At 58.5% G+C, this 11916-nt stretch carries 5 protein-coding genes and 1 pseudogene; 3 read left to right on the forward strand and 3 right to left on the reverse strand.

Going from position 1 to position 11916, the window contains the following annotated elements; genetic code table 11:
• Window positions 1–129: 129 nt before the first annotated feature.
• The 3 genes and pseudogenes from CKO36_RS17485 to CKO36_RS17495 all read left to right on the forward strand — a co-directional run.
• Window positions 130–252: pseudogene (locus tag CKO36_RS17485) on the forward strand (AAA family ATPase); the annotation flags it as partial.
• Between the two features lie 117 nt (window positions 253–369).
• The gene (gene tnpC / locus CKO36_RS17490) at window positions 370–2010 is read left to right on the forward strand and encodes an IS66 family transposase (RefSeq protein ID WP_200286165.1); all 1641 of its coding nucleotides are present in this window, start codon (window positions 370–372) and stop codon (window positions 2008–2010) included.
• 39 nt (window positions 2011–2049) lie between these two features.
• Window positions 2050–2961 carry a PD-(D/E)XK nuclease domain-containing protein gene (locus CKO36_RS17495; protein WP_242469709.1) on the forward strand — a complete coding sequence of 304 codons (912 nt, stop codon included), beginning with the start codon at window positions 2050–2052 and terminating at the stop codon, window positions 2959–2961.
• Here CKO36_RS17495 and CKO36_RS17500 read toward each other — a convergent pair.
• Genes CKO36_RS17500 through CKO36_RS17510 form a run of 3 tightly spaced genes read right to left on the reverse strand, consistent with a single transcriptional unit; the run spans window position 2951 to window position 11783 of the window.
• Complete coding sequence (locus CKO36_RS17500) at window positions 2951–7942, reverse strand: ATP-binding protein (RefSeq protein WP_200286167.1); 4992 nt, start codon at window positions 7940–7942, stop codon at window positions 2951–2953. The two genes, CKO36_RS17495 and CKO36_RS17500, sit on opposite strands and share 11 nt — an antisense overlap.
• On the reverse strand, window positions 7942–9705 hold the full coding sequence (locus tag CKO36_RS17505; protein ID WP_200286169.1) for a methylation-associated defense system protein MAD7 family protein: 1764 nt from the start codon (window positions 9703–9705) through the stop codon (window positions 7942–7944). Before CKO36_RS17505 ends, CKO36_RS17500 begins: the two co-directional genes overlap by 1 nt.
• Complete coding sequence (locus tag CKO36_RS17510) at window positions 9702–11783, reverse strand: serine/threonine-protein kinase (protein ID WP_200286171.1); 2082 nt, start codon at window positions 11781–11783, stop codon at window positions 9702–9704. Before CKO36_RS17510 ends, CKO36_RS17505 begins: the two co-directional genes overlap by 4 nt.
• Window positions 11784–11916 lie beyond the last annotated feature (133 nt).

An 11916-nucleotide genomic window follows, 5' to 3' on the forward strand; every position in this document is an offset into this window, starting at 1 on the left:
TGACTTGAAAAGTCGCCTGATGACCGTCGATGTTAATGAGTTGCGCTGTTATGGCCAAGCCCTCTTTCTGCATTTGGATGATGGGCTAAGCATGGCTCATGATTGACATCATTGAAAGGCGGCACCCGCGAGGCTGATGTGCGCTTTGTCTTCATCACCGGGGTGAGCAAGTTCAGCCGGGTGAGTTTGTTCTCGGGACTGAACAATTTGCGTGATCTCACGGTTTCGGCCTCCTACTCGGCACTCTGTGGGTAACCGCTTAGCCCCTACCCTAGAAAAATCGTCGCTTTGGGCACAAAGTTTCGAGACTAGGTGACAATTGTCTGAGCCGATGGTACAACAAAGCCAACCCAACAACGCCCCAAACCGATGTACCTGAGCGATCACGACCTGCGCCAACTCGATGATGCGCGCCTGGATGCCTTGGACGCGACGGGCGACTTGCGCGGACTGTCGGGGCGGTTGTTATCGGATTTGAAGGACGCGCGGGATCGCCTGAATCAAAACGCATCCAACAGCTCGCGCCCGCCGAGTTCGCGTGCGCCTTGGGAGCGAGGAGAAGCGCCGGCCCCCGCCGCCGCGCCTGGGCACACCGACGTTGACAAGGACCAGGACCAGCGGCCATCGTCGCGCCGCCGAGCGCCAGCCACCGAGGCTGAAGCCGACGACACCAGCGAGGAGTGTGCCACCAGCAAGCCGGCTCGCGCCTCAACGCCTGATGAGCCGGGCGCCTCCCAAACACCTGAACCACGCCGCCCTGGGCGCCAACCTGGCGCCCCTGGGGTGAGCCGCACCCAAGTGCTGCCCATCAATGTGGAGCGCTTCCATGTTCCCAGCCACTGCGCCTGTTGCGCCCATGGGCTTGAGGGCGAAGCGGCGCAAGCGCACAACGCCCGCTATGAACTGGACCTGATGCTCCCCGAGTCCGGCCAAGTCGGCTTGCAGCTTGAGCACTGCAAGCACACCTATAATGAAGTGGCTTGCCCGCACTGCGGGCATCTCACCCAAGCCCGTCCCGGGCGCGCCGACCCCGAAGAAGGCTGGACGGTATTGATGAGTGAATGGCGTCTGATCGGCCCCACGCTGGCCAGCTTCATCGTCGCCCTGACCCTACAACTGCGTGGCTCCCACCGGCGGGTTCGCACCTTTCTGGCCGATTGGTTTGGCCTGGAGATCTCCACCGCCCTGATCAGTCAATGTCGTCACGAACTCGGTCGTGCGGTTGAACCGCCCATCCAGGAAGCCGTTCGAGACGCCCTGGCCCAGAGCCAAGAAGCCTACATTGATGAGACGCCCTGGCCACAAGGGGCGGCCAACCTCTGGCTCTGGGTGCTGATCACCAGCCAGGTGATCTTCTACAGCGTCGGGCGGCGCACCGCTGAGATGTTCGCCCGCCTGATTGGAGACTACCAGGGTTGGCTGATGAGCGACGGCTATCGGGTCTACCGCGTCTATGGCCAGCGCCTGCGCTGTTGGGCGCACATCCTGCGCAAAGCTCGCGGACTGGCCGAAAGCACTGACAGACGCTCCCAGCACTTCGGACAACAGGTGCTGGCGCACTTCAAAACGCTGATGGACAGTGTCTACCAAGCCCGTGAAGGCCCACCTCAGCCCAACGGAACCTTGCGCGCCCAACACCACAAGACCTTGTGGGATTTCCATGACGTCTGCCATCGGCTCGTCAATGATCCCAGCGCGCCCAAAAAAGCGCTTGACTTAGCCGTTGAGTTGCTCAACGACTGGGAAGCGTTTTGGATGGTGCTCGACGACCCGAAATGGCCTCTGACCAACAATGAAGCCGAGCGGGCGCTGCGTCATTGGGTGATCCTGCGTCAGGTTCAGCAAGGCACCCGTACCGAAGAAGGCTCGCGCGCCCTGGCCAATTTGGCCAGCGTCATCGACACTTGCCGCCTGCGCCAGTGCTCACCCTGGCCTTATCTGGCTGAGGTCTTGAAGGCCCGTCGCCAAAACCAACCCGCTCCACCGATTCCTCAAGCCGCCGCCCATTGAGTCACAAATTTCGGCGGACTAGTACGCCAAGTTTCGGTTTTGGGTGAGGGGATAAACGCATACCTCTGTGGCTATACCGAACGTGATCTCGACAGCGTCTTTGCACCCGAGTTGCGGGATTTGGATCGTGATGAGATCCGGCGCTGGTACAACGGCTACAACTGGCTGGGTGAGGCGGTCTACAATCCCTTTGATCTGCTGCTATTGTTTCAGGAACGTGAGCTGCGTTCGTTCTGGTTCGAGACCGGCTCGCCCAGCGGGCTGATTGATGTGCTGATGCAGCGCGGACTGTTCACGCCTAATCTGGCCCGAATCATGGCTTCGGAGGCTTTGCTGTCGAGCTTCGATGTTGATCACATCGCCACCGAAGCGCTGCTGTGGCAGACCGGTTATTTGACTTTTGCCGGTCAGCAGCGTATCGGCGCCCGCATCCAATACCGGCTGACTTATCCGAACCTGGAAGTACAAAGCGCCTTAAACGATGGGTTACTGCGCGCGCTCATGGCCAATGAAGCAGCCCCCGCCGAGCAGGCGCTAAGCCGCTTGCACGACATTCTTCAAAGCGGTGAGCCTGAACGGCTGCGCGAACATCTGCACAGCCTGTTCGCCGCCATCCCTCATCACTGGCACGACAACACACCCATCGCCCACTACGAAGGCTACTGGGCCAGCGTCTTCTACAGCCATCTCGCCGCGCTGGGTCTGGAACTGATTGCCGAGGACATTACCCACCACGGGCGCATTGACCTGACGCTCAAGCTGACTCAGCAAATCTGGCTGTTCGAGTTCAAGGTTGCCGAGCGTTCACCGCCCGGCAGCGCCCTGCGGCAGCTCAAAGACAAAGGCTATGCCGACAAATACCGCGCGCTGGGTCAGCCGATTGTTCTAATCGGTATTGCCTTCAGCGAACAGCAGCGGCAAGTAGTGGAGTTCGAGACCGCTATGCTTTAAGCAAAGCGAGCTGCATGGGGGTTGTCATTCCCTCACTGTAGAACATGGCTTGATATTTGGGCAGTTGCTTGAGCCGATCTGCATAACGACTTACCTGATCGCTGCCGACAAAGTTGCGTGCCATTAACCGCGCATCGGCTTCGCTGACCCGCAGCGTCAGGTAACTGGCAATGGCGGTAAAGAGTGAGTCATCGAAATCACTCGCTTCCTGAGAGGCGAGGATCACTGCCAGGCCGTATTTGCGGCATTCCTTCACCAGGGTCGGGAGCAACTTCAGGCGCGCGGCGCGATGGGCCTCGTCGATGACGATGGCATGGGTGAGGCGTTCCTGGGGGCCGCGGCGAAACATGTTTTGATAGAGGTTGTAGAGCACAAAGCTGCTGAAGGCGCGTTGCAAATGGTCGTTCTGGGTGCTGTGAATTTGCACCAGAGAGGGGGTAGAGGTATCGAGCAGACTGGCTTCAGTGGCGCCCGTGGGCGCAAACAGCCCATAGCTGTCGAGTTCGTTCAACCGGGTCAATAAGCGCCGATCCGGTTTGGGCTCGGCACGCAGCACCTCGAGAAAGGCACTAAAGGCGGGAATCGCGCCCTGTTCTCCCCCGGTGCTCCACCCCTGATCCCGATAGCTGCGCTCCAGCGCCTCGCGAATTTGGCCCAGTTGTACCGCGCCCAAATCAGGGAAGATTGCCGCGAAAATATCGCGAATCATCCCGGCGGCATCGAGAAAGGCATGGGGATTGTCCGTCGCGACGATCTCCAGCGGATTGAATCCCAGCCCGGAGAGGCGCACGTATTGCGGCGGGGTGCTTAAGGTGGCGGTTAGCTGTTGATCAATATCCTGATGATAGGAAAAGACGATGGGCACAATGCCCTGATCCTGCAATTGTTGGCACAGATTGATCAGGCAGGTGGTTTTGCCCATGCCGGAATTGCCCAGCATTAGCAGATGGGGATTGCCGCGAATGCCGGTTTCCCAGACCACTTCAGCACCCTTGGGTTGACGATGGCCGAGCCGCACGCGCGCCGGCTCTGCAGGTGACACGTCGTCAACCGCCGGCGTGATGGCGTCTGTCGCATCCGGTTCGATCACGGGTTTGTTCGCAGAAACGGTGATCGGCTGCAAAACCGTGGCGGTCATCGCGTCCTGGTCAGTGGCTCCTGAGTCAACGCCATTGGTCGTTTTTCTGGATGCGGGGGAACGCACCCCATCCAGCGTATCCGGCAGGCGCTCTGGGCCAAACAGCCACAACTGCGCATCGCCACCCGGATCGATGGGTACAGGCTGGGGACTGTTGTATTCAGGGCAGAACACAAAACTCTGACGCCCCAACCCGGCCGCAGCGGGCAATTCATAATCTGCGTCGAGCAGGAGTCGTTCAATGGCTGTGACAAAACGCCGCTGCGCCTCTTGTGTCAGTTGATGACGCGCGCCTTTTTGAACGTAAAATCGTAGAATGCGCGCCAGCCAGGCGCGGTGAAACAGGCGTTTCAGGGCAGGGGTCTTCACATCAAACAGACGTTCCCAGACGCGGCAGGAAGCCTCGAGTTGTGCGTTGATAGATTGCGCCAGATCGCCGGAGCGGGCAGTTTTCAGATGGCGGCGAAATTTGACCTCGATAAAGGTGAAGTCCAGGGTGGCCTGTTTCGTGGCTGTTACATAGAGCAAATCAGCACGCCCGCCGGGACCTTGGCGTTTAGTGTCAGCGGTGAAAAATTCCGGGACATCGTCGAGGGGAATGAAAATGCCTTCCCGCAACGAGGGAAAAGGTGCAGGGTCGCGATCCGCCGTGCAACCTTCCAGTTGCACCAAAGCCAGAGCAATGGACTCTTGAGTCACGTTACCTGTGCCACCCAGACGCAGCACCAATCGACCGCTGATGGCTTTGAGTGCTTCGAGCAACGCCCGACAATTGCGCTCACTGCGTGACAGCCCGAGTGCCGCCAGCGCACCGGCCAGCAACTGGCCAATTTCCTCGATACGGCTGGTTGAGGTAATCAACTGCATGAAGCCGAGGTCGTCACGCTCTGGCACGCAGTCAATGATGAAGGCACGATAAATCGCCGGCAGGGTCTGCGGGGAATCGAAATACTCGATACCCGCGTTGCGATCTGCCGTGATTACCCAGTCACAGTGCGCATGCAACTGTTGCAGCAAGTCGCTTTGTGCCTGATCAATGCGGGTGATCAGTACCGGCCAGTCCGACTGGCTCCCGCCCAGATGACGGGTGGTCGTCACCATAAGCGCACGCTGCAAGCGCAACAAGCGTTCGGTGAGTTTTTGATCCACGGGATGATCCGGGCCGCGGGGATTGGGCGCGATCCAGGTTTGCCAGTAGGTTTCGCCGTGTGGGTCATTGATAAAATCGCGGGTCGGCATAGTCGCCAGGCCGTGAATTTCCAGCGCGCTGCTTTTCGGCAGTGTGGCCAGGGGAACAACCTTGACCTCGGAGTGAAACAGATCGAACGCCAGCGCCAGATGCGCGGGTTGTTCCGGCTGTGGCACATCGCGTCGGTACCAGCGCAGACGTGGCAGGTTGACTCCGTTCGGACGTGCGACGCTATCGAGCATCCACCGATCCGGTTCCGGGATGACGCCTGCCCCAGTGCGTTTGCGTGCGGCGGTATCAGCGATGAAAGCACCTAGCGTTTCGTGTGGTCGCTCAGGCGCCGGATGCAACCAGAGATCAAAGGCGATTTGCTCCGGTGCCCAGTCATCGGGTGCGGACGTGGGCACCGCTGATTCGCTCGACTCCTGATCCGTCGTGGGCTCTTCGATTTGTTTGAGCACCTGACCCAATGCTCGCGCGACGGGTTTGGCGTCGCCAATGCGCAGCGCATGCAGGCGCAGACGCCGATACGCAGGATGCAATTCCAAATAACGCTGGATTTCTGCCGCTAAGATTTTGGACGCCCCACGACCCACCGAAGGCGCGACACTGTCCTCATCACCGAGCAAGCGTGACATCAGCGCCACAGTTGCCTTGGGTTCAGGGTCTTCAATCGGTGTCAATGCAGCGGCATGCAGCCCCAGATTATCGGCAAACACAAAGGTCTGCCCAGGCGTTAAACCCGGCAACATCGGCGGACAATAGCTGCCGGTCAGACGTTGTAGGGTGTCTTTGATGTCATTCGCCGACAAGTGCTCTACATAGCGATGGTGCCAGATCAAGGCATCCAGTGCCTGCTGCCAGGCGACCCGAAGTGGATGGGTGGGCAGGACGATCAAACCGAGACAGTCGCCCGCTTGAGTAAGGATTTCCAGTGTGTGAACCAAAGCAAGTTCGGCCTTGGTTTCTTTTTGCCATAACTCGATCGCGGCCAGCGTATAGTGGTTGAACACTTCGCTGTTGTCATGAATGACCCCCAGCGGTCCGCGAAAGTGCTGAGCCGAACCGCTGCTGGCGAAATGTTTGGCCAGGTGACGCGAGGCCTGAATAAAATGCGGCGCCGCGCTAGCCGTGTCCATGGGGAGAAAGATCGGATCACCGATGCGCTCGCCATCAGCGCGCACCCGCAACTGCCAGCGCCCGATCTCGCCCTGCCGCGCAACCCAATCGCGTGCCAGTTTCAGCAGCAGTTTCGAGGTGGGGACGCGCGCCTTGCGCTTGCGCGACCGGCAAGCGATGACGCCCTCCTTGTCAATACTGAAACGCTCACGATCACCCGGCGTATCGACATAGGCCCGCCAGTCATCGCGATCCGTGGCGACATCGGCCAGTGCCAGCGCCAGGGTCGGAAAGCTGCGCCCGGCAGTGCTGGCGGTTTGCTCCGGTGGGTCACCAAAGCAGATGAAAAAATCTTCGCTGGTGGCCTGACGGGATTTACCTTCGGCGCCGAGGGAGCGAATCTCCACTTGGGCATCGAACCGCGCATCCTCATCGAGTTCGTCAAAATCCTCAGCGGTAAAGACCGCTTTCTGCGAGACAGTTCCGCTATGTGATTGGTGTTTTTCCGCCAGGGTATCGTGGCCGGCCACTAAGGCGATCAAATACTCCACCGCGCCCTTGGGCAGAGCTTCCGGCTCGACGTGCCAGCGAATCTCCAACCGTCCTCGTGTACTTTGATCGGGCGTGCGTCCCAAACGCAGTTCCAGGCGCCCATCCTGTTCGATCAGGCCTGACCATTTCAGCGGTTTGTTATTGCGTCCGCGCCAGGATTCGAGGTGGATGGCTTGGAGTTCATCACCATCAATCAACCCGGGACGCAGCCGATTGACCCAGAGTTCCGGCTGGGATTGTATGGCTTGGAGGGTTTCCTGGCGCGAGCGCCCTTCGTGCTGACGCAGCAGATCGATTAGTGCGTTAGCCTGTGCCTGCTGTTCAGCCGGCCATTGCAAGGCCTGAACGCGCATTTCCGGCGATTGCCGCGAGCCTTGGGTGGGCAACAGGCGCTCGACCAGCAGCGCTGAGGTTTTGAGATCCTCCGGATTGGGTTTTTCATCAACAGCAATAGGCCAGAGTCCAAGCTGTGCTAGTGCAGCACCAGCTTCCGACGCCGAGCGAGCCGCTGAACACAGATAGCTGTATTCGACCCAGGGCGACAGGCGGCGGCGATGTGCGACGACCCGGGCACGTTTCCGGACGGTATCCGTGAAGCTTTTGTAGTTGCAAACCGCGTCGCGTGCGATCTTGATTGCTGTATCGGTTAGAGTTCGCTCATCGAGTTCACGCGCAGCGCTGTAAATGCCATCCAGTCCGGCGCCGGCGCGCGCGCTGTCGATCAGCAGCAGGGTGGGCGGTGAGCTTTTGTCTTCACGCCGCTCCACGGCCTGTTCAGCGGTGAAGGTGCGGCTATCCGGGCTGGCTTGATCGCGCACCGCCCAAACCTCCCAGCCGTCGATGTGGAAATGGGGACTGGCGGCCAGGGTGTCGATCCAGTCGCCGGATAGGGCGCGAGTAAAGGCCATGTCGCCAGGCTGCGCGTGCTGTCCCAGCCAATCGGCACAAGCCTGAGCTAACCAGGCGATGGCTTGCTCGTGCATTAGGCGACCTCCTTGCGATATTTGGGCTTGAGCCGCTTCATGCTTTCAGCGTCATTGACGCCGACCAGTAACCCCATGTCGCGCAGGGTACGTTCCAGCCAGGCTTTATTGCGTAGCAGGAGTTCTTGAGCCACAGCATGATGCGGTGGCGCATCGGCGATATAAAGACCATAACGCTGGCGCAGAATGTCGATGAACGCTGGCAGGGACAGGGTGCGATCCTGTTGCGCATCATCGGTTTTCAGATGGCGATGGACGAGGAAGTCCAGCATGGGGATCGTGGGCACGATGGCACGCACGTCCATCATGCGGCGGCGACCGTGACGAGTTTGCGAAGCGCGGCGTTTGATGGCTAGGCCATTGGGGGCGTCGCTCATCAAAGCACCTTCTAACACTTTGTTGTAATTAGCACGCTGCTGAGTGTCTCCCATCAATTCAACAAGTGCTTCCGCGAGCCGTAATGCTGGATGTAGGTTAGTGTTTCGCAGATGTGTGACCAAAGTCGGCTGATCATCATCTTTTTCAAGCGTTTCAGCTAGATCCACGCAATGTTCATCGATAGTGTCAAGAAGCCGATAAGATTGGGGGTGCTCTTCACGCAATAAGTCCGTCAGAAAGGTGAGAAATGCGGATTGATTGGCTTGCAGCTGGCTGGCCTCATCGCGCAACTTGCGATCAGTGGTGGCGTAGTCTTCCAAAACCCGCAATACCATCATTAACAGTGGTAGGGTTTCATACTGCTGTTGGTTTTCCTGCATGACCTGTTCGGACAATCCCCGTAAGTCCTTATCTTGGCCCTGTGAGCAATCGAGAAACAACGGCAGGGTACCCTGTGCCGGCATGTCTGGAATTCGGCCATGGTGTTTCCAATGATTCAAAACAGCCAGGGTTGAAAACAGCAGATGCGTCAATCCCAGGCAGACACAGGATTCCAACATTTGCAAAAAGGCCTGACGAGGGATGATACCGCCATAGCCACGAATGAAAACAGCCAGGTCTTCGCGTAAAATTTCCGCTGCGCGTGAGGCGACGGCTGTTTGTTGAGGGATCTCCGAACCTTCCGGGTTTTTCTGATTTTTCCGCGCCTTGTCTGGTGGTGTTTTGCAGCGTTGTGCCAGGCGAATGGTTAACAGCTCATCGATACCAAGATCCTCGGCTGTTTCCTCCTGAAACCAGTCTGAATGAACATCGCTGCTATGTTGGCCGCGAATCCGCATGGACCGACCAAATGTAGCCAACAGGGGATTACTGATAAAACCTTGTGCCAACGGAAAATGTAGCATCGACAAATCTTCGATATCATCGTGCGTTAGCAATGAGCACAAAAATTCCGGAACCCGCCTGAGGTTCGATGCTTCCTTTGGAAGATCAATCCAACTGGCCATATAATGGGTGGGATATACTCGCAACACCGGAATGTGTTGACCCAAGGCATGTTTTTTATTCTCCAAGCAAAACGCCAACAGTAAATCGCCCAAGATTGCTGCGCCGGTTTCGCCGTCAAAACCGCAAAAATCCGTGGTTTCACCATTGAGCAAGACCTCGGTAACCCCCGCAATGGTTGCCGATTGGCCAAAGATTTTCTCGAATTGCCCTTTACCTCGTCGATGCCCCCAGCGAAAGGCATACAGCAAGGCTGGAAACACACCACCAATATCCAGTGATTGCGGCGTAATGGGTAGAAGGCTGTAAGCATTCGCTGTCCATAAGCGTTCAGTGCGCGGTTTTCCCAACACGGTTTCAACCAGAACGCGATAACTCATTCCACCACCTCCCGCACCAACTGCTGGCGACCGTCTTGTTCCATCATCTGCAAACGCCACACCCGTTCATCCTCGGCGGGATGCCAGGCATAGAGTTCGCGAAAATCCTCCTGTGCCAGCCGCTGGATAAAGAGTGCCAAATTAGCAAAACGTCCTTCCTCGGCACGACCCATCAGTTGCAGCCCGTGCTTGAGTTCGAGCAGGCGATGGAAGAGTTCCAGATCAATGCGTAGCCGCTCAATGCTGCCGCCTGACAGGCGATAACAAAGCGTCACGTGCGTTGGCAGCATTTCCAGCGGTTGATGCGCAGCAGAATGGGGAATCTCCAAATCGAACCGCTCCCAGGGTTTAATCACCCAGAGCGCGCTTTCCGTCGGCGTACGCGGAGTCACGCGCAACGGCAACCCATGGGTGGGCGGTTTGGCGCCGCGTGGCAAGGCTTCAAGGCACGCAATGCCCGCGCACAGGTCGCGACATAGCGCCTCACGTCCAACTGCATCCAGCCCGGCGGCCGCGCGAAAACGCCCGTAGTGTTGACCATCGGCCAGGATCACCGCGCCATCAGGACGCTCGAAGTAAGCACATCGCCGCGCCTGAGCCAGCGCATCGGGATGCGCTGGATGGGCGGCAACCGATAGCAGTTCCCGATCCAGGTCCGGATCACTGTCCAGGGCCGGGTCGAGCCGGGTCAGCTCGCGCAACAGTTCTCCCTGGCGCCCCGGTGAGTTGGGATCAAACACGCGGCGGGCGGCGGGTTCCAACGGGCGATCTGGTTGGGCATGTCGATCCGCACAGGCCTCAAGCCCGAAGAAAATATAGGAGAGTGCCGCGCGCAACTCGCGTGCGGTGATATGAATTTCACCGCGTTGGTGACAGGCTTGCAGTGCATCGAGCAGTCGCGTCTTGAACCGTGCGCCTTGTTCAGGATCACGCCAAATCTGCACACTGGCCCAGGCCGTGCAGCGCGCCTGAGCGGTACAGCGCGGACAGACCGCCCAGTGATCGATATCACGGCCACCGAAGAGACGCGCCAAGAGTGTGTCGAAAAAGTCGCTCGACAGGGTCGCGTCACGCGCGTCGAAGCCACCAACCAGAGAACGTTGATTGAGATCAATCAGCCGCAGGCGCGCATCGCGCGGTGGCGTCTCGTCTAACAACGCCTCGCGGAGTTGCTCGGTTAGATAGGTCTCCTGGGTTTGACGATCCAGCCATTCAAGCAGCTTACCGCTATTGATAGCGACGATATGGGTGCGATCATGCGAATAATCCGGCTGATGAAAGGGGGCAAACAAGTCATCGAGCAGATCATCGGCGCACTGGCCATTCCAGGACGCTGAACCGTCCAGATTGATCTTGAGACGCTGGCCATTGGCGAGCCGATGTTCCCAAACTCGCTGGGCCGAATCAATCCGTTCGCCACTCAGTTGACATGCCAAATACTGCAAAAGCGCAGTTTTGCCATCGCCGGCGTTGCCAAACAGAATCACCAGATTGACCGCGCCACGTTCGATGTCTTCGCGCAGTACTTGATCCAAACGGGTTTCGACATAGGTTGCCAGCGCAAATTCACTGTCCAAACCGCGGGTTTCTCGGTTGCCGTAACGCGAGCCGGGATAGGCTGAAAGGACATCCTGCAGCCAAGGCACCTGCTGTTCGCTCAAGGTGAGGGTAGGAATCGGTGTGGGGGTGAGCGTAGGCGTGGGCAAGCGGCTTGCGGGCGCAGTGCGTGAGGCGGATGTCTCTGACGTTTCCGCAGTGAGAAATTTCCAGGCTTCGCGGGCGCTGGCAAAGCGCGCTGTGCGTTCCAACGCCGTGGCGCGGTCGAAAAAGCCGCGCAGACGCGGGAAGCGTTCCGCCTCGCCGGCCCAGTTCAGCCCCAAGTCCTTGCGCAATTCCTCATCATGCAGAAAAGGAGGGCGATTCGTGAGAAGCTGAAAAAAGGTGGCGGCCAGTGCGAAGAGATCATCTGAGAGTTGCGCGTCCTGGCGCTGCTGCACCTCGGGACTGCAATAATGCAGGGTGCCGCTGCGTGCCGGTTCGTCACAGTGCACCACGGTGTCGTAATCAGTGAGAATCACCTGGTCGGGTGCGGCCTCGACAAGATGTTATTTCGAGGAGTATGCTCTAAGCCTCTGTAAATGATGAGGCGAGGAGCGATCATGGCCACGGTTGTTCGGCGTTCGGGCGAAGAGATCACCATCGAAGTGAGCC

It is taken from the genome of Rhabdochromatium marinum (assembly GCF_016583795.1).
Taxonomy (GTDB): domain Bacteria; phylum Pseudomonadota; class Gammaproteobacteria; order Chromatiales; family Chromatiaceae; genus Rhabdochromatium; species Rhabdochromatium marinum.

Bases quoted from the DNA above. Each gene is read 5' to 3' on its own strand.
- tnpC (WP_200286165.1), top strand. From the start codon at position 370: ATGTACCTGAGCGATCACGACCTGCGCCAACTCGATGATGCGCGCCTG.
- CKO36_RS17500 (WP_200286167.1), bottom strand. From the start codon at position 7,942: ATGCACGAGCAAGCCATCGCCTGGTTAGCTCAGGCTTGTGCCGATTGG.
- CKO36_RS17505 (WP_200286169.1), bottom strand. From the start codon at position 9,705: ATGAGTTATCGCGTTCTGGTTGAAACCGTGTTGGGAAAACCGCGCACT.